The 25,641-nt window shown below is 69.7% G+C and carries 21 protein-coding genes and 1 pseudogene; 7 read left to right on the top strand and 15 right to left on the bottom strand.

Annotation, left to right across the window (positions count from 1 at the left end):
* Positions 1–31: 31 nt before the first annotated feature.
* The gene (locus OG266_RS01275; RefSeq protein WP_371541667.1) at positions 32–2,149 is read right to left on the bottom strand and encodes an acyl-CoA dehydrogenase; all 2,118 of its coding nucleotides are present in this window, start codon (positions 2,147–2,149) and stop codon (positions 32–34) included.
* 9 nt (positions 2,150–2,158) lie between these two features.
* Positions 2,159–3,301 (bottom strand): acyl-CoA dehydrogenase family protein, encoded by a 1,143-nt coding sequence (locus tag OG266_RS01280; RefSeq protein WP_371552598.1) that lies wholly within the window; start codon positions 3,299–3,301, stop codon positions 2,159–2,161.
* Positions 3,302–3,444: 143 nt separating this feature from the next.
* Here OG266_RS01280 and OG266_RS01285 point away from each other — a divergent pair, with 143 nt between their 5' ends.
* From OG266_RS01285 to OG266_RS01305, 5 genes and pseudogenes are all read left to right on the top strand, one after another.
* On the top strand, positions 3,445–4,158 hold the full coding sequence (locus OG266_RS01285) for an alpha/beta fold hydrolase (RefSeq protein WP_371541670.1): 714 nt from the start codon (positions 3,445–3,447) through the stop codon (positions 4,156–4,158).
* A gap of 65 nt (positions 4,159–4,223) precedes the next feature.
* Positions 4,224–5,392: pseudogene (locus OG266_RS01290) on the top strand (acetyl-CoA C-acyltransferase).
* A 103-nt stretch (positions 5,393–5,495) separates the two neighbouring features.
* Entirely contained in the window at positions 5,496–6,548 is a 1,053-nt protein-coding gene (locus OG266_RS01295; protein ID WP_371541673.1) for a phosphotransferase family protein, read from the top strand.
* Positions 6,549–6,559: 11 nt separating this feature from the next.
* The gene (locus tag OG266_RS01300) at positions 6,560–7,360 is read left to right on the top strand and encodes an SDR family NAD(P)-dependent oxidoreductase (RefSeq protein WP_371541676.1); all 801 of its coding nucleotides are present in this window, start codon (positions 6,560–6,562) and stop codon (positions 7,358–7,360) included.
* A gap of 67 nt (positions 7,361–7,427) precedes the next feature.
* On the top strand, positions 7,428–8,708 hold the full coding sequence (locus OG266_RS01305; protein WP_332880659.1) for an acyl-CoA dehydrogenase family protein: 1,281 nt from the start codon (positions 7,428–7,430) through the stop codon (positions 8,706–8,708).
* Positions 8,709–8,730: 22 nt separating this feature from the next.
* On the opposite strand, the gene OG266_RS01310 is transcribed toward OG266_RS01305, so the two are convergent.
* The 4 genes from OG266_RS01310 to OG266_RS01325 all read right to left on the bottom strand — a co-directional run bounded on the left by OG266_RS01310 (position 8,731) and on the right by OG266_RS01325 (position 13,385).
* Positions 8,731–9,468 carry an MFS transporter gene (locus OG266_RS01310; RefSeq protein ID WP_371541679.1) on the bottom strand — a complete coding sequence of 246 codons (738 nt, stop codon included), beginning with the start codon at positions 9,466–9,468 and terminating at the stop codon, positions 8,731–8,733.
* On the bottom strand, positions 9,380–10,012 hold the full coding sequence (locus OG266_RS01315) for an MFS transporter (protein WP_371541682.1): 633 nt from the start codon (positions 10,010–10,012) through the stop codon (positions 9,380–9,382). Before OG266_RS01315 ends, OG266_RS01310 begins: the two co-directional genes overlap by 89 nt.
* Positions 9,993–11,657, bottom strand: coding sequence for an FAD-dependent oxidoreductase (locus OG266_RS01320; protein ID WP_371541684.1), 1,665 nt, complete (start codon positions 11,655–11,657; stop codon positions 9,993–9,995). The genes OG266_RS01315 and OG266_RS01320 overlap by 20 nt, the downstream gene beginning before the upstream one ends.
* Positions 11,658–11,723: 66 nt before the next feature.
* Positions 11,724–13,385, bottom strand: coding sequence for a bifunctional 3-(3-hydroxy-phenyl)propionate/3-hydroxycinnamic acid hydroxylase (locus OG266_RS01325; protein WP_371541687.1), 1,662 nt, complete (start codon positions 13,383–13,385; stop codon positions 11,724–11,726).
* A 206-nt stretch (positions 13,386–13,591) separates the two neighbouring features.
* Between OG266_RS01325 and OG266_RS01330 the strand changes: the two genes are divergently transcribed.
* The gene (locus tag OG266_RS01330) at positions 13,592–15,148 is read left to right on the top strand and encodes a class I adenylate-forming enzyme family protein (protein WP_371541689.1); all 1,557 of its coding nucleotides are present in this window, start codon (positions 13,592–13,594) and stop codon (positions 15,146–15,148) included.
* A gap of 235 nt (positions 15,149–15,383) precedes the next feature.
* Here the strand turns inward: OG266_RS01330 and OG266_RS01335 are convergent, their stop codons facing one another.
* From OG266_RS01335 to OG266_RS01375, 9 genes are all read right to left on the bottom strand, one after another.
* On the bottom strand, positions 15,384–16,226 hold the full coding sequence (locus tag OG266_RS01335; RefSeq protein WP_371541692.1) for a patatin-like phospholipase family protein: 843 nt from the start codon (positions 16,224–16,226) through the stop codon (positions 15,384–15,386).
* 104 nt (positions 16,227–16,330) lie between these two features.
* A complete protein-coding gene (locus OG266_RS01340) occupies positions 16,331–16,564 on the bottom strand; it encodes a biotin/lipoyl-containing protein (protein WP_332880653.1) in 234 nt (77 codons plus the stop codon).
* Between the two features lie 65 nt (positions 16,565–16,629).
* Positions 16,630–17,661: an alpha-ketoacid dehydrogenase subunit beta gene (locus tag OG266_RS01345; RefSeq protein WP_371541695.1), complete on the bottom strand. Its 1,032-nt coding sequence runs from the start codon at positions 17,659–17,661 to the stop codon at positions 16,630–16,632.
* Positions 17,661–18,662: a thiamine pyrophosphate-dependent dehydrogenase E1 component subunit alpha gene (locus tag OG266_RS01350; RefSeq protein WP_371541698.1), complete on the bottom strand. Its 1,002-nt coding sequence runs from the start codon at positions 18,660–18,662 to the stop codon at positions 17,661–17,663. Before OG266_RS01350 ends, OG266_RS01345 begins: the two co-directional genes overlap by 1 nt.
* Entirely contained in the window at positions 18,659–20,320 is a 1,662-nt protein-coding gene (locus OG266_RS01355) for an FAD-binding protein (protein ID WP_371541701.1), read from the bottom strand. The genes OG266_RS01350 and OG266_RS01355 overlap by 4 nt, the downstream gene beginning before the upstream one ends.
* Positions 20,321–20,447: 127 nt before the next feature.
* Positions 20,448–20,783 (bottom strand): 2Fe-2S iron-sulfur cluster-binding protein, encoded by a 336-nt coding sequence (locus OG266_RS01360; protein WP_371541703.1) that lies wholly within the window; start codon positions 20,781–20,783, stop codon positions 20,448–20,450.
* 4 nt (positions 20,784–20,787) lie between these two features.
* Positions 20,788–22,122, bottom strand: a complete 1,335-nt coding sequence (locus tag OG266_RS01365; protein WP_332880648.1) for an aromatic ring-hydroxylating dioxygenase subunit alpha — start codon at positions 22,120–22,122, stop codon at positions 20,788–20,790.
* Positions 22,123–22,261: 139 nt separating this feature from the next.
* Entirely contained in the window at positions 22,262–22,891 is a 630-nt protein-coding gene (locus OG266_RS01370) for a TetR/AcrR family transcriptional regulator (RefSeq protein WP_332880647.1), read from the bottom strand.
* A gap of 150 nt (positions 22,892–23,041) precedes the next feature.
* Positions 23,042–24,442 carry an amidohydrolase family protein gene (locus tag OG266_RS01375; protein ID WP_371541707.1) on the bottom strand — a complete coding sequence of 467 codons (1,401 nt, stop codon included), beginning with the start codon at positions 24,440–24,442 and terminating at the stop codon, positions 23,042–23,044.
* 103 nt (positions 24,443–24,545) lie between these two features.
* Here OG266_RS01375 and OG266_RS01380 point away from each other — a divergent pair, with 103 nt between their 5' ends.
* Positions 24,546–25,625 carry an enoyl-CoA hydratase/isomerase family protein gene (locus OG266_RS01380; RefSeq protein ID WP_371541710.1) on the top strand — a complete coding sequence of 360 codons (1,080 nt, stop codon included), beginning with the start codon at positions 24,546–24,548 and terminating at the stop codon, positions 25,623–25,625.
* The last annotated feature ends 16 nt before the right edge of the window (positions 25,626–25,641 follow it).

Genomic DNA, 25,641 nt, shown 5'->3' on the forward strand with positions numbered 1-25,641 from the left:
CACACTCCCTCGGAGAATCTGTCGAGCGGTCTCAGTCACGAGGCATGCCGAGCACACGCTCGGCGATCTGATTGCGTACGACTTCGGAGGTCCCGCCCGCGATGGTCAGCGCCCTGGTGAACAGCGCGCTGTAGTGGACCGCGGGGTCACCGTCGAGTACCGCTTCGGCGCCCCCGGTGCGGAGCAGGACGTCGGCGACCCGCTGCTGATGCTCCCCGGTGAGCAGCTTGGTCACATTGCCCTCCGGGCCGGGGTCCCCGCCTGCGACCGCGCGGGCGGCGTTGCGCAGGCTGAGCAGCCGCATCGCCTGCCGCTGCGCCACCAGGGCGCCGACTTCGCCGCGCAGCATGGGATCGTGCCGCACGCCTTCCACGGCGCGGCTGACGGGAGCGTAGTCGTGCTCGCCGGTTCCGATGCTGACGCGCTCGTTGCCGAGGGTGGCGCGGGCGACCGTCCAGCCCGCGTTCACCTCACCGACCACGTCGGCGTCGGGTACGAAGACCTCGTCGAGGAACACCTCGTTGAACAGTGACTCGCCGGTGATCTCGCGCAGCGGCCGCACGGTCACGCCCGGCGCGGTCAGGTCGATGACGACCATGGTGATGCCCTTGTGCTTGGGCGCCTTCGGATCGGTGCGTACGGTGGCCAGGCCGCGGTTGCACGATTCGGCGCCGCTCGTCCACACCTTCTGGCCGGTCACCGACCAGCCGCCGTCGACGCGCCGGGCCCGGCTGGTGATGGCGGCGGCATCGGAGCCGGCGTCGGGCTCGCTGAAGAGCTGACACCAGGTCAGTTCGCCTTCCAGGCTGGGCCAGAGCCAGCGGCCGACCTGTTCCGCGTTCCCGTGGCTCAGCAGGGTCGGCAGGACCCAGGTGCCGATGCCCAGTTGTGGTTTAAGCACGCCGTGCAGTTCCTGCTCGATCACGAGTTGCTCGACCGGGCCCGCGGACCGCCCGTACGGCTCGGGCCAGTGCGGGTAGGCGTAGCCGGAGCGCACCAGCAGCGAGCGCCGCTGCTCTTCGGGGGCGACCTGATACTCCGTCAGGAAGGCTCGGGCCTGCTGCCGGTAGGTCTCGGCTTCCGGGGGGAGGTCCAGTGCCGGCTGTCGCGCGGTGCCCACGAGGGCGAGAGCGGTGAGCTCGTGGGCCGCGCCCGGACCGCCGAACGTCCCGCGCAGGGACAGTGCGCGCCGCAGGTAGAGGTGGGCGTCGTGCTCCCAGGTGAACCCGATGCCGCCGTGCACCTGGATGTTCAGCTCGGCGCACCGTACGAAGGCGTCGAGCGCGACCTGTGCGGCGACCGCGGCGGCGAACTCCGCTTCCGGTCCGCTGCTGCCGGCCCGGGCCGCGTCCCAGGCCGCCGCGGTGGCCAGTTCGGCGGCGACCAGCATGTCCGCGCAGTGGTGCTTGACGGCCTGGAAGCTGCCGACCGGGCGGCCGAACTGCTCCCGCTGCTTCGCGTACGCCACCGCGGCCTCCGTGCAGGCCCGCGCGCCTCCCGCCGCCTCGGCCGCGGCCAGCGCCCTGCCCAGCGTGAGGGCCGTACGCCGCGCGCCGGGGAAGACGGCGTCCGGTACGGCTCCCGAGCAGAGCACCCGGGCAGCTCGGCGGGTGGTGTCGATGCCGGTGGCGGGCACCGCAGTCACCTGGGGGCCGGTGCGTACGAGGGCGAGGTCATCGCCCACAGCCAACAGCAGCACCTTCGCCTCGGCCCCACCGAGCACGGATCCGGCGTCGCCTTCGAGCCTGCCGTCGGCGGTCAGGGTCAGGCTGCCGTGCAGGCCGACCGCTGCGGTGGCCGTGCCGGCGGAGAGTTCCGGGAGCACAGCCGCACACTGTTCGGCGGTGCCGGACGCCTGGACGACCGCGAGTGCCAGGGTCGTCGGCAGGAAGGGGCCGGGGGCCACCACCCGCCCGAACTCCTCGGTGACCACGGCGAGTTCGGGCAGTCCAAAGCCCTGGCCACCGTACTGCTCCGCGATGTGCAGACCCAACCAGCCGAGTTCCAGGACGTCCTTCCAGAACGCGGGGGTGGCGGACGTGTCGTCGTCCAGCGTGGCTCGTGCGGCGCCCAGTGCGCCGCGGTCCGCCAGTACGTCACGCACCGACTCGGCGAGCAGACGGTGCTCCTCGGTGAGGGGCAGTCCCACGGAATCCTCCTAGAAGCCCATGGAGCGGCCGACGAGATCCTTCATGATCTCCGTGGTGCCGCCGTAGAGACGCTGAACGCGGGAGTCCCGCCAGAGCCGCGCGACCTCGTACTCGTTCATGTAGCCGTAGCCACCGTGCAGTTGGAGGCAGCGGTCGAGGATCTCCCACTGAATTTCGGAGGTCCACCACTTGAGTCCGGCGGCCTCCTGCGCGGTGAGTTCTCCCGCGTTGGCTGCCAGGACGCACTGGTCGAGATAGACCGTGGCGACGTCCAGCTTGGTCTTCATCTCGGCCAGGAAGTGGCGGTTGACCTGGAAGGTTCCGATCGGCTGGCCGAACGCCCGTCGTTCCCGGGCGTACTCCGTGGTCAGGTCGAGAGCACGTCGTGCGGCGGCGACCGCGTAGGTGGCGATGCCGAGACGCTCGCTGGGCAGGTTGGCGACCAGGTGGTAGAAGCCGCGGTTCTCCTCACCCACCAGGTTTTCCACGGGTACTTCGACGTCGCCGAAGAAGAGCTCCGCGGTGTCGGCGGACCACTGGCCGATCTTGTCGAGCTTGCGCCCCCGGCTGAAGCCCGGCCTGGTGGTCTCGACGGCGATGAGGCTGATGCCCTTGCGCCCGGCCCCGGGATCGGTCTTCGCGGCCACGAGCACGAGGTCGGAGAGCAGACCGTTGCTGATGAACGTCTTCTGACCGTTGATCACGTAGTGGTCGCCCACCCGCTTCGCCGTCGTCTTGATCCCCGCGAGGTCGGAGCCGGCGGCGGGCTCGGACATCGCGATCGAGGTCACGATGTCGCCATTGGTGAAGCCGGGCAGCCAGCGCCGCTTCTGCTCCTCGGTGCACAGCCCGACGAGATAGGCGGCCATGATGTCGTTCTGCACGCCGAGTCCGATGCCCACGGAGCCGGACTGGAACATCTCCTCGCTGACGATCATGTTGAAGCGGTAGTCCCGGATGCCGAGCCCGCCGTACTCCTCCGGGGCTTCCCAGCCCAGCAGCCCGGCCTTGCCCGCCTTGCGCCAGGCGTCCCGGCTCACCTTGCCCGCTCGTTCCCACTCCTCGCTGTGAGGAGCGCATTCCTTGTCGAAGAAGGCGCGAGCGGTCTCCCGGAACTGCTCGTGCTCCTCGGTGAAGATGCCTCGGCGCACCGACTCTCCCACCTCTTCCACGGATCACTGAATGAGTTAGATGATTCAGAAGTCTAGACGCCCGAGCAGTCCACCGTAAAGGATTGAAACAGTTAACTAATAAATCTATATTACGGAACGGTTCGTCGACAAGGGAGGCCTGGATGTCATCGTTCGTGCTGGTACACGGAGGCTCGCACGCGGCCTGGTGCTGGGAGGACTTGGTGGGTCATCTGAACCGCCCGGCCCTGGCCGTGGACCTGCCGGGCCGGGGTCCCGACCGGCGGCGGCTGCGCGAGTTGACTGTCGACGACTTCGTGGACGCGGTGACAGGCGAGATCGAACGGGCCGACCTGCACGACGTCGTACTCGTCGGGCACTCGCTCGCCGGGGTGATCGTGCCAACGGTCTGCGCCCGGATCCCCAAGCGCATCAAGGCGCTCGTCCTCGTGGCCGCCGCCGTCGCCCCGCCCGGCGGGCGGATCGTGGATCTCCTCCCGGCGCCGGTGCGGATGCTCAGCCTGGCGCAGCACCGGCTGGGCGTGCGCGCGCCGTCCATGCCCCGGCTCCTCGCCCGCCGGGCCTTCTGCAACGACATGTCTCCCAAGACGGCCCGGCGCACCTTGGACCGGCTCGTTCCCGAGGCGGTCCAGCTCGTTGTCGAACCTCTCCCCCGACCGGCGCTCCCGCCGCAACTCCCGGTCTTCTACATCCGGTTCACCCAGGACCGGATCATCACCCCGGACCGGGCACAGGTCATGATCGACAATCTGGGCGGTGCCGAGGTCGTGGACCTCGACGCCGGTCACGACGGGATGATCAGCCGGCCCGAGCTGGTCGCTGCGGCACTCAACGCCATCTCCGGCGAACGGGTCTGACCCCTTCCGCCACGCACACGTATCCGCCGAGCGCCCCTGCCACCGACGCACCTCTGGAGTCCACCGTGACCGAAGCCGTCATCCTCGCCGCCTGCCGTACCGCCATCGGTACGGCGTTCAAAGGCAGCCTCGCCGAGACCTCCGCCCACGAACTGGCCCACACGGTGATCACCGAAGTGGTCCGGCGTGCGGCCATCGACCCCGCCCTGCTCGACGACATCGTCCTGGGTGAGGTGATGCAGGGCGGCGGCGACCTCGCCCGGCACGCGGCGATACGGGCCGGGCTGCTCTCCGTACCCGGCCTGGCACACCAGCGCCAGTGCGCCTCTCTGCGATCCAGACCGCCGCGGCCGGCATCCGGGCCGGCATGGACCGTGCCGTGATCGCCGGTGGGGCGGAGTCGGTCTCCACCGCACCGGCTCTACGACAGCGGATCCCCGGCACGCAGGACTGGCAGGATCCGTGGATGCCGCCGTCCCATCCGTCGACGCCGGAGGCGCCCGCCGACGACATGTCCATCACGGTCGGCTGGAACACGGCCAGGCTCAAGGACGTCTCGCGCCAGGACATGGACGCCTGGGCACTGCGGTCCCATCAGCGGGCGGTCCGGGCGATCGACGAAGGCAGGTTCGCCGAGGAGATCGTGCCGGTCACGGTGCGCAACGCCGCAGGTGACAGCTTCGTCTTCAGCACCGACGAGCACCCGCGCCGCAACACCTCCATGGAACGACTGGCCGCCCTCAAGCCCCTGCACCCGGAGATCCCCGGCTTCAGCATCACTGCCGGCAACTCGTCCGGGATCAACGACGCGGCCGCCGCGCTCGTCCTGGCCTCCGGCGAGCTGGCCGAGCGGGAGAGCCTGCGGCCGATCGGCGTCGTACGGTCATGGGCGTCGGTCGGCGTGGATCCCGTGGAAACCGGCCTGGCTCCGGCCAAGGCCATCCCCAAGGCCCTGGAGCGCGCCGGACTACGCCTTGGCGACGTCGAGTTGTTCGAGATCAACGAAGCCTTCGCCGCCATGTGCGTGGCGACGACCCGGATTCTGGGGATCGACCCGGCGATCGTCAACATCAGCGGCAGCGGATGCAGCCTGGGCCACCCCGTCGCGGCCACCGGCGCCCGGATGGTCACCACACTCCTCAACGACCTGCGCCGCAGGGGCGGCGGGATCGGCGTGGCCGCGCTGTGCGCGGGCGGCGGCATGGGATCCGCGCTGGTCGTCGAGGCGTTCTGACTGGGCAGCAGACGGCGGTGGGCTCCAACGATTCTGCTGAATCAGTTAAATATTTCTACCCGGAGCGTTGAAGTCTCTGACTGGAGAATCCTATTCTCCAGCCATGGCCAACAAACGCATCGCCGCACGGCCGAGCGTTGACATACCTCGGCTCAGTCAATGGCTCGACCGCCACAACCTCCCTGGCGGGGATGGAGATCTGGAGATCGAGCTGATCTCCGGTGGCTCACAGAACCTGCTGTACGGCCTCCGCAGCGGTGACACGAGACTCGTCCTGCGTGCCGCGCCCCGGCACGCCACACCCGAGCAGGCGCAGAACATGATGCGCGAGTACCGCCTGGTGCGCGCGCTCGCCGACACCGATGTACCGCATGCCCGCGTCCACGCCGCGACCGACGACGCGTCGGTGCTGGGCAGCCCGTTCTACGTGATGGATCACATCGACGGATGGTCGCCGACCCAGGGCTGGGCAGCACCCTTCGACGCCGAACCCGAGGCGCGCGCGGGCCTCGCCGTGCAGTTGGTGGACGGCATCGCCCGGCTCTCCCGCGTAGACTGGCAGGCCCGGAACCTCCAGGGGTTCGGCCGCCCGGACGGATTTCACGACCGACAGGTCGACCGGTGGCTCTCCTTCCTGGCCGCATACCGGTTCCGGGAACTGCCCGGTCTGGATGCCGCGGCCGACTGGCTGCGCGGGCACCGTCCTCGCACCTACCGGCCCGGCATCATGCACGGGGACTATCAGTTCGCCAACGTCATGTACGCGCACGGCACACCGGCCCGGCTGGCCGCCATCGTGGACTGGGAGATGGCCACCGTCGGCGACCCCCTCCTCGATCTCGGATGGGCACTGATCGCGTGGCCGCCGGAGGGCGACGACATGCACCGCTCCCGCTACCTGGACTACGCCGGTATGCCGCCCCGCGACGACCTCCTGGAGCACTACGCGACGGTGAGCGGACGCCCCGTCGACGACATCGACTACTACGTCGTCCTGGCCCGTTTCAAACTCGCCATCGTTCTCGAGAAGACCGTAGCCAGGGGCAAGGCGAGCACCGCGGGTACCGCTGACCCGTACGCCGCGGCCTTCGAGGGCATCGTGCTGGAGCTGCTCCGCAAGGCGGCCGAACTCTCCCACAGCACAAGCCTGAAATGAGCGGCGGAGACATGACACGAGAGTCCGCAGAACCCAGGGAGCCCGGGAGTTCGGGCACGTCGTCCGATCTCTTCAGCCTCACCGGCAAGGTGGCGCTGGTCACGGGCGGCAGCCGTGGCCTGGGCCGGGAGATGGTGATGGCCTTCGCCGAGGCGGGCGCCGAAGTCGTCATCACCAGCCGGCGCCTCGACGCCTGCCAGGCACTCGCCCGTGAGGTGACCGAGCGGACCGGCCGGGCCGCGCTCGCGTACGGCTGTCACCTGGCCCACTGGGACGAACTCGACGGGCTGGTCGAGGCCGCGTACAAGCGCTTCGGCCGGGTGGACGTCCTGGTGAACAACGCCGGGATGTCGGTGCCGTACGACCAGCCCATCGATGTCACCGAGAAGATGTGGGACAGCGTCGTGGGCCTGAATCTCAAGGGCCCGTTCCGGCTGACCTCACTGATCGGCAGCCGGATGGTCGAGCAGGGCGGCGGGTCGGTCATCAATGTGAGCAGCACCGGCTCCATCCGTCCGACGCCCGGCATCCTGCCGTACGCCGCAGCGAAGTCCGGCCTCAACGCGCTCACCGAGGGCTTCGCCCGGGCGTTCGGCCCGACGGTGCGCGTCAACTGCCTCATGGCGGGCCCGTTCTTCACCGACATCAGCAAGGCCTGGGACATGCCGGCCGTGGAGCAGAGCCTTCAGCAGCACGCCCTGCGGCGCGGCGGACGGCCAGAGGAGATCGTCGGCGCGGCACTGTTCCTCGCGAGCGACGCCTCCAGCTACACCACCGGCGCGATCCTGCGCGCCGACGGCGGCATCCCCTGACCGAGGCCCGACCCATGGCCGCCCGATGGCCGACCGATCTCCTGACCGCATCAAGGAGGACCCACCCATGGCATGGGACTTCAGCACCGAGCCCGAGTTCCAGGACAAGCTCGACTGGGCCGGGACGTTCGTCCGCGAGGAGGTCGAACCCCTCGATCTCGTATGGCCCTCGCCCCTCAACTACCAGCCCCTCACCCCGGAGCGGCGCAAGGTCGTCGATCCGCTCAAGCAGACCGTACGCGATCACGGGCTGTGGGCCTGCCACCTCGGCCCGGAACTCGGAGGCAAGGGGTACGGGCAGGTCAAGCTGGCCCTGCTGAACGAGATTCTGGGCCGCTCCTCCTGGGCTCCGGTCATCTTCGGCACGCAGGCCCCGGACACCGGGAACGCGGAGATCCTCGCCCACTTCGGCACGGACGAACAGCGCCGGCGCTACCTGGACCCTCTCCTGAACGGCGAGATCTTCTCCTGCTTCTCGATGACCGAGCCCCAAGGTGGCGCCGATCCTGGCGAGTTCACCACCCGCGCGGTACGGGACGGGGACGACTGGGTCATCGAAGGCTGGAAGTTCTTCTCCTCCAACGCCCGCTGGGCCGAGTTCCTGATCGTCATGGCGATCACGGACCCGGACGCCGGCCCCTATCGCGGGATGTCCATGTTCCTGCTGCCGCGCGACACCCCCGGCGTGCGCATCGAGCGCAACGTCGGGCTCATGGGCGAGCCTGCCGAGGACGGATCCCACGCGCTCATCCATTACGACAACGTCCGCATTCCCGCGAGCAGTCTGCTCGGCCCCGAGGGCGGGGCGTTCACCGTCGCGCAGGTACGCCTCGGCGGGGGCCGGGTGCACCATGCGATGCGCACGGTCGGAGTGGCCCAGCGCGCACTCGACATGCTGTGCGAACGCGCGCTGAGCCGTCACACCAAGGGTTCCGTACTGGCGGACAAGCAGAAGGTGCAGGAGTACGTCGCCGACTCCTACGCCCAACTGACCCAGTTCAGGCTGTTCGTGCTCAACGTCGCCTGGCAGATCGACCGTTACCAGGACTACAAGAAGGTGCGCAGGGACATCGCGGCCATCAAGGCACTCACACCGACCGTCCTCCACGACATCGTGCAGCGGACCATCCAGGTGCACGGCGCGCTCGGCGTGTCCAACGAACTGCCGCTCGCCGACTGGTGGGTGACGGCACCTGTGCTGGGACTCGCGGACGGGCCGACCGAAGTACACAAGGTCACCGTCGCCCGCGAGGTGCTGAAGGGACACAAGCCCAGCGACTCCGCCTGGCCCTCCGAGCACATCCCCACGCGCCTCGCGGCGGCCAGGACCAAGCTGGGAACCGATTAGCCGCCCGAGTCGGCGATCGGCCTCAAGTGATCGCGCCGTCCGGCAGGACCGGGACTTCGGCCGGCCCCGAGTCGTCACGGAGGTCACGCTTCCGGGTGGCCGACAGCGCCACCGCACCGACCAGAACCGTCGCGACGACGAAGAGGGCCGGCGCGTTGGCGCTGCCGGTGGTCTCCACGAGCCAGGTGGCGATGAGCGGCGCGGTCCCACCGGCGAGCATGACGCCGATGTTGTAGCCGAGCGCCACACCGGAGTACCGCAGCTCCCGGTCGAAGTAGCGCGGCATGAGCGCGAACGTGGCCACCTGGATCGGCGCGTTCAGGACGACGAAGAGCAGGAAAGCCACGGCCGAGACCGTCAGACTGCCCCACGCCATCACGGCCAGGACCGGATAGGCGAGCACCAGGTAGCCGAGCAGACTCACCCACCCGACCCGCTTCACCCCGACGCGGTCGGCCCAGATCCCGCACAGCGGGGCGAGGGGCGCGGACAGAAAGATCACCACCGTGGTGATCCAGTAGACGGGCGTGCTCGGATACCCGTGGACCCTGATCAGGTGGATGCTGAGGTAGGCCAGGCCGATGTAGGTCGTGCCGTTCGCGACCAGGCTCAGACAGGCGGTGAGGACGATCCCGCGCGGCTGCCTGCGCACCACGTCGACGATCGGCAGGTCACGCGGTTCGCGATCGTCCCGGGCCTCCTCGGCCACCGCCTCCGGCACCCGGCTCCATGCCCACAGCGAGAGCGCCGTCAACGGCACCGAGAGCAGGAACGGGATGGCCCAGCGTCCCGCCGATCCCCGGGGCCGATGCGTAGAGCACACGGCGCCGCGCGGGGGCGAGTTCGGAGATCAGCGTGGCCGCTCCGCCGATCTCTCCGCCGGACGACAGCCCCTGCGCCAGCCTCAGGACGAGCAGCAGGGCCCCGGCCCAGGCACCGATCTGCGCGTGCGTGGGGAGCAGGCCGACCAGCATGCTCGTCCCGCCCATGGACACGACGGTGGCGATCAGCGCGCCGCGGCGCCCCCGGCGGTCGCCGATGTGCCCGAACACCACGCCGCCGAGCGGACGCGCGACGTAGGCCACCCCGTAGACGGCGAGCGTGGCCATCAGCGAGGTGGTCGCGTTGTCGGCCGGGAAGAACAGCGGTGCGATGGTGATCGACAGATAACCGTAGACACTGAAGTCGAAGAACTCGATGAGCGTGCCGGCGCCCCCGGCCAGCGCGGCACGCTTCGCAAGGCGCGCCCGCGGTCCCGCTCGTCGGGGGTGACCGCCCGGGCCCTCATGGTCGGTTCCGGGCACCGCCGGCCAGGTGGCGGCCCGCGAGGTATCCGAACACCATCGCGGGCCCGAGGGTGCCGCCCGCGCCGCCATAGGTCATGCCGAAGGGCGAGGCCATCACGTTCCCCGCGGCGTAGAGCCCCTCGATGACACGGCCGTCGAGGTCCAGTACGCGGGCGTCTGTGTCGGTGCGCGGGCCGCCCTTGGTGCCGAGCGCGCCGCTCACCAGCTCGATCGCGTAGTACGGCGGCTCGTCGAGCGGACCGAGCGTGGCCTCGGGCCTGCCCTTGAGGTGCGGGTCGCCCCACCACCGGTCGTGTGCGCTCTCGCCCCGGTGGAAGTCCGGATCGCGGCCCGCGGCGGCGTGCTCGTTCCACTGGCGTACGGTCGCCTCGAACTCCCCTGCCGGGATACCGAGTTCACCGGCCAGTTCAGCGAGCGTCGCACCGCGGATCAGCCACGGCGGCGGCACCTCCCCCGGCGGAAACGGTCCGACGGTCCCGTACCGGCGCAGGTACTCCTGGTCGAACACCAACCAGCACGGCAGGTTCGCGTAGCTGAAGGTGGCGACGTCCTCCGCGTGGAAGGCACCGCCGAAGGCGTTGTAGTTCGCCGCCTCGTTGGTGAAACGCCGCCCGCGCCGGTTGACCATGACGGACCGGGGGCGGGTGCGATCGGCGTTGACCATGACGCGGTTCATGTCGTTGACCCCGGGCGGCAGGACGGCGACCGGGCTCCACCACGCCTCCCGCATGTTGCCCAGCGACGCGCCCACCTTCATCGCCATGTAGAGGCCGTCGCCCTCGGACGTCGGCATGGTCACGGGATGGGTCAACGGCCCCCGCAGGAACGCCCGTTTGTAATCCTCGTTCCATTCGAAGCCACCGGTCGCCAGGACGACGCCATGACGGGCCCGCACCTCGACCCGGCCCTCCCCGAAGTCCTCCTCAGGGTTCGCCTCGGGGTCCTCGAACACGACACCGACCACCCGGCCCGCGTCGACGACCAGTTCGCGGGCGCGATGCCCCGTCACGACCTCGACCCCGACGGCCAGGCAGGCCTTGAGCAGTCTGCCTACCAGCGACTGCCCCCGGCCACGCTCATCACGTATCTTCCGGCGCTCCAGCTCCTCGTCCGACGGCGGCTGCGGCACCGAGGCTCCGATCGGCGTCTCACGCTGCACCAAGTGGAGGTTGGTGAAGTACGGCCCGGTGGTGACCCGTTCGCGCCACTCGCCCAGTTCGTCGAACGGGAACAGCGGCGTCTCCAGCGACCGGCCACCCTGCGGCTTCCCTCCCGGATGCTCGGCGTGGTAGTCCGGGAAACCTTCGGCCACGTAGAAGTCGGTGCTGGCCTTGGCGTCGAGGAAGCCGACCATGTCCGGGCCCGCCTCGACATAGGCGCGCACAAGGTCCTCGTCGAGCAGGCCCCGGGAGAGCGACATGATGTACGTGAACGCGTCGTCGGCGCTGTCCCGCACACCCACGTCCGCCATGAGCGGGTTGTTGGGGATCCACACGTTCCCGCCCGACCAGGCGGTCGTGCCCCCCACCTGGTCGGCCTTCTCGAACAGGCCGACCGAGGCACCCCCTTCGGCCGCGGTGAACGCCGCGGTCAGGCCCGCCGCGCCGCTGCCGAGCACGATGACGTCGAATTGCTGCACCACGGTTCGTACCTCCGAATCGAGCGAATGAGACCGATCGGCACTGGATGGGGCGGCCGTCGCGGAGAGTCAGTGGGCCCGGTCCAGGCCCGGTCCGCCCAGTACGTCGCGCAGGTCCCGCAGTGCCGCCCCGGCCCCGAGCCGGTCGCTGACCGCGGCGAGGTAGCGGTCCGGCCGCAGCACGAAGAACTCGTCGCCGGGCCGGTTGGCCTGCCATTCGCGGAACGCTCCGTCCACGTCCTCCACCAGAGCCGTGCCCGTGTCCCCCCGCGACCGTCCGGGGCGGGCGCCTCCGTTCAGCGGGCGCGACTCGGAGCGCGGCCAGTCCACTTGGACCACCGTGCCGCCGAGCGCCTGCCACCAGGCGAGTTCCTCGGGTTCGAGCACCTCGGCCGGGTCGAACCGCACGCCGACGAGCGCGAACCAGGGGCCGGTCACGTCGTCCAGCTTCGCCTTCGCGCCGGAGCCGGTCTCGACGTACGGCTGCATGAACATCTTGCCGACGGGGTGGCTGCCGGGTCGTGCGGGGTCGGCGGCCAGTGCCCCGGTGACGTACCGGGGCATCGGCTTGTACTTCATCTGCAGGATGTAGTCGCGACCGCCGGGCACCCGGCTGACGGCCCGGAACACGAGGGCGCGCAGCCGTTCGGTCAGCCTGCTCCAGGGGCTGTACATGCGGCCGATCCGGGTGGCGAAGCCCACCATCTGCGCGGCGTGGCCGCGGCGTTCGGTGTCGTACGTCTCCAGCAGCCGCTCCCCGGCCCTGCCCGAGACGACGGCCGCGAGCTTCCACGCCAGGTTGGTGGCGTCGCGGATTCCCGAGTTCATCCCCTGGCCGAAGAACGGGGGCTGCAGGTGCGCGGCGTCGCCTGCCAGGAACACCCGGCCGGAGGTGAAGGTGTCGGCGATCCGTGAGTGGTGGAGGTAGACGCGGCCGCGCAGGATCGTGGGCAGGGGCGTCGAGCCGTAGAGCGGGGCGAGGAGTGCGCGTATGTTCTCCGGCCGGGTCACGGCGTCCTCGTCTCCCTCGTCTTCGTCTCCCCGGAGCTTGAACTCGAAGCGCCGGTGCCCGTACGGCAGCGGGATGGTGAGGACGGGCCGCACCGGATCGCAGTGGACGGCCGAGTACAGGCCCTCCATCCGGTCCTCGGCGACGTCGACGACAAGCCACCTGACGGGAGCCGTGGTGCCGGTCAGCGGCACGCCGACCTCGTGGCGCACGGTGCTTTTGCCGCCGTCCGCGCCAACCAGGTACCGCGCACGCAGCGTGGCGGGCTCGCCCTGAGCCGACTTCACGGTGGCCCGCACCCCCTCGTCGTCCTGCTCCAGGTGGACGAGTTCATGACCGAGGCGCACATCGACGTGGGGGAACCGCCGCACGCCGCGGCGCAGCGCGGCCTCGAAGAGCGGCTGGAGGAAGAGGTTCCGCCGGGGCCAGCCGAACGGGCGGCCGCTCGGACTGACGTGGGCGAGAAGCCGTCCCCACGAGGTGTAGTAGCGGATCGCCGTGTTCTGGATGACGTCCTCAAGGACGTCATCCACCAGGCCGGCCGCCTGGTAGCTGCGCAGGGACTCGTCGTCGATGCCGACGGCGCGCGGGAAGTTGAGCACCTCCGTATCGCGGTCGATGACGATGCACGAGACCCCGTACACCCCCAGCAGGTTCGCCAGGGTCATACCGCACGGGCCCGCGCCGACGACTAGAACGTCGGCATCGCCGGGTGGGGTCACGGAAGGCCGCCCTACACTAGACGCTGATGTCAGAATCTTAGTCTGGAACAAGAGCATCCCCCTGTCTACCCTGGACGGTGTAGGAGCTAATTGCCTACGTACAGCCACATCCGGGCTGCTTGACCAGCCAGGAACAACGTGAATAGTTCGTCAGACAGTCGACGTACCCGGCACCTACGCCCCGCCGAATTCTGGAGGCACCCGCTATGTCAGAGCTCCGCCCGCATCTCCAGGCCGACAGCGTCTGGGAGTTGGTGTGCAGGCGTGCCGCGGCCACGCCCGGCGCGCTGCTCGTCGTCGACGAGCGCCGCCGGCGGATGACGTTCGCCGAGTTCCGGGACTCGGTGGAGCGGGTGGCGGCCGGTCTGGCAGCCCGGGGAGTCGGCAGGGGAACCGTCGTCTCCTGGCAGTTGCCCAGCTGGATCGAGACCATCGTCCTGTTCGCGGCGCTGTCCCGGCTGGGTGCCGTACAGAATCCGCTGATCATGATGTTGCGGGAGCCGGAGGTGGAGTTCATCTGCCGTCAGGCGGGCTCCCGGCTGCTGATCGTCCCCGAGTCCTTCCGACGGTTCGAGCACGGCGCCATGGCCCATTCCCTCGCGGCACGGCTACCCGGCCTCGAGGTGCTGACCACCGGTGCGGGGCTGCCCGAGGCCGACCCCGCCGCCCTGCCACCAGAGCCTCAAGGACCCGAAGCGCGCTGGCTGTTCTACACCTCCGGGACCACGGCCGCCGCCAAGGGAGCCAAGCACACGGACGAAGGTCTCCTCGCCGCCGCCAGGACGTTCTGCACGGCCATCGAGCCGACCCCGGACGACCGGATTGCGGCTCTCGCGCCCCTCGCCCATGTCGGCGGAGTCCTGCATGTCCTGGCCGCTCTCATGGCCGGGTCCGCCCTGATCATCAACGACGTCTTCGAACCTGCGGCCAGCGCCGAACTGCTGCGCGACGAGGGGGTGACCCTCGGCGGTTCGGGCGTCCCGTTCCTCCTGGGTTTCCTGCGCGAGCAGCGTGCCCGCCCGCGCGAGCGGCTCTTCCCGAGCATGCGCGCGTTCCTCATCGGCGGGGCACCCCGGCAGGAGTCGCTGCACTACGAGACGCGGGACAGGCTCGGCGGAGCGGGTATCTCGTCCGGCTACGGCCTCACCGAGTGCCCGTTCCTCAGCTGGGGCCGCCCCGACGACGGCGACCACGAGCACGCGACGGCCGACGGGCAGCCGGGACCGGAGACGCGGGTGCGCATCGTCAGGGCCGACGGGACGCGGGCTGATGCCGGGGAGATCGGCGAACTGTGGGTGCGGGCACCCCAACTGACGGTGGGCTACGTCGATTCCGGCCTGGACAAGGCCGCCTTCGATGCCGAGGGGTTCTTCCGTACAGGGGATCTGGCGTCCCTGGACGGCCGGGGTTACCTGACCATCACCGGCCGCCTCAAGGACGTGATCATCAGGAACATGGAGAACGTCTCCGCCCGCGAGGTGGAGGACCACCTCCTGGCCGTCCCCGGCGTGGCCGACGCCGCCGTCATCGGCCTGCCCGACCCGGACACCGGGGAGCGAGTGTGTGCGGTGGTGGTTCCGGTGGACCCCGCGTCCCCGCCGGAACTGGGCGAGATCTGCGCTCATCTGCGGGCCCGGGGACTCAACACCCGTAGGCTCCCGGTGCAGTTGGAGATCCTTGCCGAGCTGCCTCGTAATGCCATGGGCAAGGTGGTCAAGACCGCTTTGCGTGAACGGTTCCTGGAGTCGGCCGGACGGGCATGAACTCCCTTCGTCGTCGCTCCCGCCGGGGCCCTCGCCGGAGAGGGCCCCGGGTACTTCCACGGGCAGGGCGTTGAGCAACAGCACTGCCACGTCGGCGCCGAGAGGGCCTCCGGCACCGCCGAGCACCGGAGCGCCAGCAGCCCTCAGTTCCCGGGTCGCCCTCTCGCCCAGGGGCACGAGAGCCGCGTGTTCAGGCTGCCTCTCCCACCACACCCGGAGTACAGCCACGGGTGGCTCAGCCCTTCCACACCTCGGCGGCCTCGGCGGCGTGCGCAGCCGCCTGCGACCGCCCCGCGCGGGCGGCGGCAGCCCTCACCGACGGATCCAGGGGGTTGCGGCCGAAGGACCGTTTCGCGGCGCGGTCCGGCGTGATGACCACGACCCTGGCACCGTCCTCGACGGGCTTGCGGCCCTGGTCGGCGGCCGAGGCGAGGGGCCCGACGCCCGCGGCCATGGGGGCCAGGACGACGACGCGCTCGTACCCGGCGGCAAGGTGGGCGTTGGCGGACGAGTGGATCCCGCCGTCCATCCAGCGCAGGCCCTCGATGGCGACCGGCGGCCAGACCCCCGGCACCGCACAGCTGGCGGTCATGGCGTCCAGGAGAGACACGCCACTGTCCTTGTCGAAGATCCGCAGCTCGCCGGTCGCGGTGTCCACGGCAGGCATGCGCAGCGGCAGGTCGGGCCACTCCGGTGAGACCAGCCGGGTCTTGACCGACGCACGGCGCGTCGCCTGGTCCGTGGTGTCGGCCGCCAGCGCCAGCCGACCCATCTTCCGCCCGTACGCCTCGGGTGCACGCGAGGTCAGCATGGACCATGCGTAACGGAGCATCGTAGCCGCGCCCAGGCGTGCGGTGAGCTCTCCCGTGGGCTCGGCCAGCTGCCGTTCGTACAGCTCCCTCAGCGTCAGCCTGCCCGAGGCGAGCTGGGCTCCAACGGTCGAGCCGGCGGACGTACCGATCACCACGTCGGCATCGCTCAGATCCACGCCGGCCTCGCCGAGCCCGTACAGGATTCCCGACAACCAGCCGATCCCGCTGCTGCCCCCGCCACCGAGTACCAGCGCCTTGCCCGCCATGAGTTCCCTCTTATCTCGCCACGTCCGTCACCGCGATCAGTCTTGCGCACGGCACTGACGTCGGCGCGATGCGGGGGAGGCCACAGTGGCCTCCCCCTTCCTTCTCAGCTGCTGATCCGGCCGATCAGCGTTCCGACCGCGTACGTCTCCTCGGGCTTGCCGATGATTTCGAGGGTGCCGGAAGCCGGGGACTCGATCTCGGTCTCCGTCTTGTCGGTGGCCAGGACGTACAGCACCTGCCCCTCCGCCACGGTGTCGCCGGAGGCCACCAGCCACTCGGTGATCTCGCCCTCCGTCATCGTCACACCGAGCTGGGGGATCTGCAGTTCGTGACTCATGTGCTCCGCTTTCTCGTTCTCAGGTCTCCGGGCCTCATCGCCGGTCCTGCCTGGGCTGGTCCTGACTAAGACTTGGTCAGGCGCCGGACCGCGGCCTCGATGCGCACAGGTCCGGGAAGGAAGGCGTCCTCCAGCGACTTGGCGTACGGAACCGGCGTGTCCGGCGCGGTGACACGGAGCACCGGTCCGGCCAGTTCACCGAACAGCTCCTCCTGGATGGTCGCCGCGAGTTCGGCGCCGAAGCCGTTGCGGCGTACCGCCTCGTGTACCACCACGGCCCGCTTCGTCTTTGCCACCGAACCGAGTACGGCGTCGGTGTCCAGGGGGTTGAGGGTGCGCAGATCCACGACCTCGACGTCGATGCCGTCGGCCGCGAGTGTCTCGGCGACCGTCAGACAGTCTCCGACCTGCCGGCCGTAGGTGAGCAGTGTGACGTCCGAGCCGGCGCGCGCGATCCGGGCCTTGCCGAGCGGAACGCGGTAGTCACCCTCGGGGACCTCGCCCTTGCCGGCGAAGTACAGCTGGCTCATCTCGACGAACACGCACGGGTCGTCGTCGAAGATGCACGACAGCAACAGGCCCTTCGCGTCTGCCGGGTTGCTGGGGACGACCACCTTCAGGCCTGCGGCGTGCACCAGTTGGGCCTCCAGCATGTCCGAGTGCTGGGCGCCGAACCCGCCGCCCGTCCCGGTCGCGGTGCGCACGGTGAGCGGCACCGGGGTGCGTCCGCCGGACATGTAGCGCAACTTGGCGGCGTGGTTGATGAGTTGGTCCGCGCAGACGTGCACGAAGTTCATCAGCATGATCTCGGCGACCGGGCGCATCCCGGAGATCGCCGCGCCGACCGCCGCGCCCATGATGGCCTGCTCGGAGATCGGAGTGTGGCGGACCCGGGTGGTGCCGTACTTGTTGCCCAGGCCCTTGTGGACCCCGAACCCCCCACCATTGGGTTCCTGGATGTCCTCGCCGAGGAGGAACACCGAAGGATCGACGCCGAGCGCGATGTCCAGCGCCTCGTTGAGGGCCTGCACCTGCCCCATCTTGCGGGTCTTTGTCGCTGTCTCTGTCGCTGTCGCCTTGAGCTGAGTCTCCGTCATCAGACCGCCACCTCCGGGGCGTACACGTCCGTGTCGAGTTCGGCGGTGTCCGGATAATCGGCGGCCAGCGCGTACGCGGCCGCGTCCGCGACCTCCTCGGCGGCCTGCTCCTCGATGGCGGTCAGATCGGCCTCGGTCGCCACCTCGTCGGCGATCAGCCGGGCCCGGAAGCGGGGCACCGGGTCTGCGGCCATCTTCTCCTTCAGGAGCTCCTTGGGCATGTACGCCTGCTGGTCGCCCATCAGGTGCCCGTTGAAGCGGAAGGTGTTGGCCTCCAGAAGGGTCGGGCCCTCCCCTCGCCGGGCCCGGTCCACCGCCCGGCCCGCCGCCTGCCACATGGCGACCGGGTCGTTGCCGTCCACGCTCTCGCCGGGCATGCCGTAGGCGGCGGCACGGTCGGCGATGCGGGCCACCGAGGTGCCCTCGCTCAGCGGGGTGTACTCGGCGAACTCGTTGTTCTGACAGACGAAGATCACGGGCAGCTTCCACACGGAGGCCAGGTTGAGCGCCTCGTGGAAGGCCCCGATGTTGGACGCGCCGTCGCCGAAGTTCGTCACGGCCACCTGGTCGGTACCGCGCATCTGGGCGGACAGCGCAAGCCCGTTGGCGATCGGGATGCCGGAGCCAACCACACCGGTGGTGACCATGAGCCCGTGCTCGGGCGAGGTGACGTGCATGGGGCCGCCCTTGCCCTTGCAGCTGCCGACCGCCTTGCCCAGGTACTCGGCCCACAGGTCGCGCAGCGGCACCCCCTTGGCGATCTGGTCGTGCAGGCCGCGGTAGATGGTGACGACGTAGTCGTCGGGGCGCAGGTGCTGGGCCACGGACACGGCCGCGAATTCCTGGCCGCGCGGCGAGTAGTACATCCCGCCGATCTGCCCCGCCTTCATCAGCGAGAGGTACTTCTCGTCGAAGAGCTTGATGCGGGTGGCGGTGGCGAAGAGTTCGACCAGAACATTCGCGTCCGGTTCGGCGGCCGGCTGGGTAACCTGCGCGGTCATGCGGTGCTCTCCTTCTTGTGTGTCCCGGCCGCAGCCCCGGCCCCGGAGCGGGCCACGCCCGCCGCGTGCTCGCCTGCGCGTCGTCCGGAGAAGACGGCGTCGGCCAGGGAGAGGCCCGACACATAGCTGTTGCTGCAGATCCCGACCGCGGAGCGCCCGGCGGCGTACAGGCCCGCGATGACCTCTCCGCTCTCGCGGACGGTTCCGCCGGTTCCCTCGTCCACGACGAGTCCGCCGAGGGTGATGAAGGGGAGCGGGTAGAAGGTCCGTGAGGCGTCCGTGCCGATGTTCACTGCGTAGTACGGTCCCTGGCCGAGGGAGTGCCGGAACTCGTCGTTCTTGCCGTACGCGTCGGGCTCGCCCGAGGCGAGGGCAGCGTCGTGCTCGGCGGCCGACCTGATCAGCCCGGCGGGGTCGATCTTGCAGGATCGGGCCAGCTTCTCCAGGGTGTTCGCCTTGTGGTGGCCGAACGGGCTGAAGACATAGCCGAGTTGCGGCAAGTGGAAGAAGGCGGACTGGGTCCGGATCTGGCCCCGCGCCTTGCGCCAGGTGGCCGCGTCGGTGATGACGAAACCGCGACCGCCGTGCTCCTCGATCAGCGGCTTGGTCATCGTCGCGCCGTAGAGCTGCTCGTTGGTGAAGCGCTGTCCCGCCCCGTCCACCACGATGCCTTCCATGAAGGCCGACGGCGGGCAGATGAAGCGCCAGCCCGATATCGAGTCCATCCGGTCGGTGGCCGCCTGGACCTGTGCTCCGAGCTTCACCGCGGAGCCGTTCTCACCGCCCGGGCCGAGCGCGTTCAGGCCCGCGTACTGCGGCGCGTGCTCGGACACCATCTCCATGTCGAAACCGAACCCGCCGGTGGCGAGGACGACTCCGCCGCGGGCCCGGGCCCGGTGGACCTGGCTGCGGCGGCGCTGGGCCGAGTCGGCGAGCTTGCTCAGCCGGCTGCCGACGGGCCGGTAGTAGATCATCATCTTCCCGGCCGTCTTGGCGAGCTTCTTGTGCCAGCCCCCGGGCTCCTTGCCCGGTGCGGGGGCCGCGAACTCGACTCCGACGACGGTGCCGTCCTCGACGATCAGATCGCGCACGTCGGCCAGCGGGCGGACGGTGACGCCCTTCCTGAGCGCCGATTCACGCAGCTTGGCGTAGAAGACGGCGCCCGTGAAGTTCTTGGCATGGACCCGGTGGCCGCGCGCGGCGGGGCGGGCCACCGCGCGCGCTGCCGCAGTCAGTTCGTTGCCCGAGTAGTAGAGGTAGTGGCGGTTGGTGGGATACGACGTCTTGTAGTCGCAGAGGCTGCCGTCGAACTCCAGGCCCTGCGCGCGCAACCAGTCGATCATCTTCGGGCTGCCCTCTGCGAACGTCCGCAGGGTCTCGTCCGAGACGACGCCCCCGCTCTCCTGCTTCAGATACGCGAGCATCTCCTCGGGGGAGTCGGAGACCCCGGCGGACTGCTGGACGTCGGTGCCTCCACCGGCGTAGACGACGCCGCCGGAGTGGGCGGTGGAGCCGCCGCCGTACGAGCGTTCCAGAACGAGTACGGACGCTCCCGCATCCGCGGCCGCGATGGCGGCGCTGGCGCCCGCGCCGCCGAAACCGACGACGATCACGTCGTAGGTCTCGTCCGCGGGCACCCTGGTTTGCTGATGTGCCATGGTGTGGTTCCTAGCTACTGGTTCGGCGGCAGCTGCCGCTCAACGGTCTTGCAGGGAGCTCTCGTTCACCGGTTACGGGACTTGGCTCCAACGGCCACGGGACATGCGGGGATCCTTCGTCCGTCGACTACTGGACTTCCGGAGGCCCATCACCCGTCGGCTTGACGCCCTTCTTCTCGACCGTGACCTCGCCGGTCACGGTCAACCGGCAGGCCAGCCGGATGCCGCGGACGGAGCCCCGGCGGCGCTGCCCCAACTGCCGCAGCACCGCCTCCTCCTCGGGCCCCGGTGGGTCGATCGCGAGGTGTCCGTCGGTCACCCGGAGTGCGCAGGCGGTGCAACGGGCCTGGCCGTAGCAGATGGTGGGCCAGGTCAGGCCCTCCCGTAGCGCCGCCTGGAAGACGGTCTCGCCGGCCCGCGGCGCGAGTTCGACGCCTGCGGGATCGACCCGTACGCGCGCCACCACGTCAGTCCCCGCTGAGGTAGCGGTCGATGGTGAGGTGGTTGTTGATGATCATCGCCTCGTAGTGCTCGGACATGATGAGGTCGTCGATGCCTGAGCCGCGCACGCCCTTCTGCTGGCCGATGACGTTCTGGAAGTCCTCGCGGAAGATCTGCGGCCATTCCTCGACGGGGATGGGGCCCTCCAGTACGGGACGCTCGGGCTCACCCGCGTCGGCACCCGGTATCTGCACCGCCCAGACCTCGAAGATGCAGCTCTCCGGGTCGTCACCATTCGGACGGGACCGGTAGATGATGTTGTTGCCGTAGCCCGGCAGGAAGGTGAGGTTCGGGAAGATGTGCCCGTACCCGGTCGTCTCCGTCGCGGGCGGCGGCAGCGGAATACCGGCCCCCTGCGCGTACGTGTACAGCGCCTCGAAGAACTTGGCGGGGAACTCGTCGTCCGGGATGTCCTTCTCCAGCAGTCCCTGCTGGATGAACATCTCCCGCTCGGTCGTGAAGGCGTCGGTGCCGAAGTACAGCGCGTTGTTGAACTGGATGAAGTAGTCCGCCCAGGACATGCCCTTGACCGGGACTTCGCTGCTGGTGGGAGGCCGCGAGTGTGCGTGGCCGCCCTCGAAGCACTCGAAGTTGCTGGCAAGCGAGTCGACGTTGTAGTCGTCGTCTGCCGCCCCCATGGCGAGTGAGGGGTGGGCCTGCATGACGTGATAGGCCTCGAGGAAGGCCTCCTGCGCCATCTTCCAATTGCAGGGCAGGATCACATGCCGCCACCAGCGCACCCGCATGCGCTCGAAGGCGATGGGGTCCAGCACCTTGGCGATGCCTTCGAGGTACTGCTCCAGCGGCGGCGCTTCGGCGTCCATGTTGACGAAGACCATGCCGCCCCAGCTGTCGACCTGGACCTCGCGCAAGCGCAGGTTGTCCTTGTCCAGACAGGCCGGCGTGAACCCGCGCTGGGCGGCGTAGACGTAGGTGTTCTCTCCGTTGAGATCCCAACGCCATCCGTGATACGGGCAGACGATCTGACGCCCATGGAAGGTTCCGGCGCCGTTCCCCAGGGCTGTCGCGCGGTGCCGGCAGGCGTTGTGGTAGGCCTTGATGCGGGAGTCGGACTCCCGGACGACCAGGATGGACTGGTCGTTGATCTCGTACTCGATGTAGTCCCCGGTCTCGGGAAGATCCTCAAGCCGACAGGCGACCTGCCAGACGTGCTGCCACAGCTTCTCCTTCTCCAGCTGGGCGAAGTCGGCCGAGTAGTAGCGCTGGGCGGGGACCCGCTTGGGGTCGGTGATCGCATGGGGATGCGAGGCCCGGGCTGCTAGGTCAGGTGTGAGTGACACGTCGCTACCTCCTTTGGCGCAACGTAAGTAATTGATCAGTTATTTAATTTAGGCAATCTGACACCTCTGGTCAAGAGATGTGCGTCGGGTAATTCCCCGGTCCTCGACGGACGGGGTGACGGAGCGGTTCCCGGACCGGTCAGCCGCGGCGAGGGAGCAGGGTGCCGCTGGCGAGCAGGCCTTCCACCTGGCGGATGGCCGCGGCATGGCGCGCTCGGGGCACGGTCGCCCCGAGGCGCGTGAGCCCCCAGGTCAGCGAGGTGAGCGTGTCGGCGATCGCCTGCCGGTCCGCGTCGGCCGGAAGCTCGCCACGCCGGATCGCGTCGTCGACGAGCCGCGTGTAGATCTTCTCCTCGGTACGCAGCCGACCGTCGATGACCGCCTGGAACTCCGGGGTCCGCGCCGACTCCAAGTGAACGGCCTCGCTCAGCCCCGCCGCCGCCGGATGGTCACGGGTGCAGGCAAGCGACTCCTCCAGCAGGGATACGAAACGCTCCTGAAGGGTTCCCGGAACCTGCGTCGCCCGCTCCAGGCGGCCCATGATCTCCTGGACCAGCTCGTCGAGAATGACGCCCACCAGCTCCTGCTTGGTGGGGAAGTACCGGTAGATGGCCGCACTCGTCAGACCGGCGCGCTCGGCGATCGACTTCATGGTCGCGTTGCCGTAACCCACCTCGGCCACGTGCTCGGTCGCCGCGGCCATGATGCGGCGCCGCGTCTGCTCGCCGTCCACTCCTGCGGGACGCCCTCGCCGGGCTGTCTGTGCCATCCCGTACACCCTCCCGACTTCGCCGTTCACCGGGAACATCGTCCCATGATGTCCAGGCGGGATCCGCGGAGCGGGCCTCCTTCTCGCGCTGCCCGGTGGGCGCCCTTACAGACGGCGTGCGAAGGGGCGACGCCGCTCTGCCGGTCGGGCTCAATCCGAGAGCCCGCCGTGCACCACCCGCCCCCGGCACACGGTCATCCGGACCAGACCGGCATCCGGGTCTTCGCAGGCCACCCGCCAGGGCACGTGCAGCAGGCAGAGATCAGCGTCGTCGCCCGGCCCGACGGCGGGGCGGGCGAGGAATCCGGTCAGGGCTGCCGACGCCCGGACGCGCTCTCCCGGCCCGAGCACCCGGCCGGCGGGCGTACGGCGGTCGCGTGCCGCACGGACCGCGGCCCACGGGTCCGGACTGCTGTACGGCGCATCGCTGGACGGCGAGACCGGAATCCCGGCAGCCAGAAGCGAGGAGTACGGGTAAAGGTGCGGCAGGTCGTCAGGCTCCACCTCGGCCGCGTAGGTATCACCACGCTCAGCGATGAATCCGGGTTGGGTGACCACACGCACCCCCAACCCCCTTATCTGTGAGAGCAGTTCGGGGGGTACAACGGCCGCGTGCTCGACACGGTCACCGGGAACCGGGCCTGCCTCACGCAGCACCACCAGGGTCAGGACCAGCGCCTCGCGCGTCACGGCATGCACCGCGACCGGGCGGCCCACACTGCCCCGCGCGGCACGGACGCGGCAGAGGAGTTCGTCGTACGTCCACATGTCATGGTCCGGCGGCAGCAGCTTGTACGGGCCCCTCTCCCACCGCTCCTCCCCCGGTCGTGGGGGCCTTCCGGCGCCGAGGAGGGTCACACGCTGCAGCAGTCGACCGTCCGTGAGCGCCCGGGAGAGTTCCGCGACCGTGTCGTCCTCCAGTTCCGGAGTGGCATCGTGGACCGCGGTCACACCGTACGAGGCGTAAAGGCGCCCAACTGCCGCCAGGTCCGGCGCGGTCGAGGGGCCCATCCGCCGGCGCAACCAGGAGTCCACCCGCCAGAGCCGACCCGTCGCACGCCCCCCGGCGTCCCGCTCCACCCCGCCGGGGAGCGGCAGCCCCGGCTCATCCAGTCCGAGCACGCGGGCTCCCGCGCTGTTCACCGTCCACAGTGCCCCGCTCCGGTGCTGGACACGGACCGCCGGCCGCCGAACCATCGCGTCCAATCGGTCCCGGTCCAGCGCGCCCGCAACCGATTCGTGGTAGCCCACCCCCCGGATCCAGGCATCGGGTGCGGTTGCCGTGGCACGGGCCCGCAGGGCGTCGGCCAGCGCCTCGGCCGTACGGATCCGGGGTGGCCCACAGTCCACCGACTCAAGGGACTTGGCCAGAGCCAGGAGGTGCACATGCCGATCGGCGAGACCTGGCAACAGCGCTCCCCCGCGCCCCTCGACGAGAGTGTCGCGGGGCCCAGGGCGCAGCCGGCCGGTCGCCGAGACGCGTCCGTCCCCGGACACCGCCACGTCGGTGCGGCGTCCTGCGAGTTCCACGTCGCGAAGGATCAGAGTCATGAAGCCCCGTCCGTTGATCTATTGGACTAGGTTAAATCAGTGATACTTTAAAATCCCCGCGCCTTCAGAACCTCTCGCGCAGGAACGGAAACGACGGAACTCGATGGACACCGCGCTGCCATGGCTGAGCCCGAAGGACCTCGTCGAGAGCGCCACAGATCCACTGGACCTGTCCCCGGAAGGACATCCAGTGGCTCCGCTGGCCTTCGTGGACCTGGACCAGTGCGGCGGGTCCGATACCCCCGTGGCGGCCGTTGCCGCAGCGGCGAGTGCGGCACAACGGGTACTCGTCGGGGTGAGCCACGGATCGGTGCCCGCCTCCCTGTCCCCACTGCTCGACGCGTTGACGTTCACCTTGGTGCCGCGTCGGAACGAGGGCAAGCCGAGGAACCGGGTCGCAGTGGACGATCCGTCGACAACAGCCGCTGCCATCGCCGCGTACGCACAGGCGTCGCCTCGCGCGGCGGTGACACTGGTCGGCCTGCTCCGGCTGACCGAGCAACTTTCCGTACCTGATGGCCTGGTCGCGGAGTCCTTGGCGTACTCGATGCTGCTGGCCGGACCGGAGTTCGCGGACTGGCGGACTCGCAGGCCGGGCGCGGGAAGCGCCGACGCCGGCCTTGACCTCGACCTCGGCGAGGAGCCGGTCCTGCTCTCCCGGGAGGGCTCGGTCCTGCGCATCACGCTCAACCGCCCGCGGCGGCACAACGCCTTCAGCCGGGAGGTGCGTGACGGACTCGTCGAAGCGCTTGATCTGGTGCACCTGGACCCAACCATCGCTCATGTCGAACTGGCCGGCCGCGGCCCCTCTTACTGCAGCGGCGGCGACCTCAACGAATTCGGTACGGCTCCGGATGTGGCCGTCGCGCATCTGATCCGGCTGCGGCAGAGCGCCGGCCACGCCGTGCACCGCTGCGCCGAGCGCGTCCGGGTGCGTCTGCACGGTGCCTGCATCGGCGCGGGTATCGAGATCCCTGCGTTCGCAGGCCGAGTGGAGGCCCGGGACGACGCGTACTTCCAACTCCCCGAACTACGCATGGGGTTGGTGCCCGGGGCAGGTGGCACGGTCAGCGTCACCCGGCGTATCGGCCGGTGGCGTACCGCGTATCTCGTCCTGAGTGGTGCACCGGTCGACGCCTCCACCGCACTGCGATGGGGGCTGGTCGACTGTGTCGATCACTGACGTCCCAGACCCTCCA

The organism is Streptomyces sp. NBC_00554 (genome assembly GCF_041431135.1).
Lineage (GTDB): Bacteria > Actinomycetota > Actinomycetes > Streptomycetales > Streptomycetaceae > Streptomyces.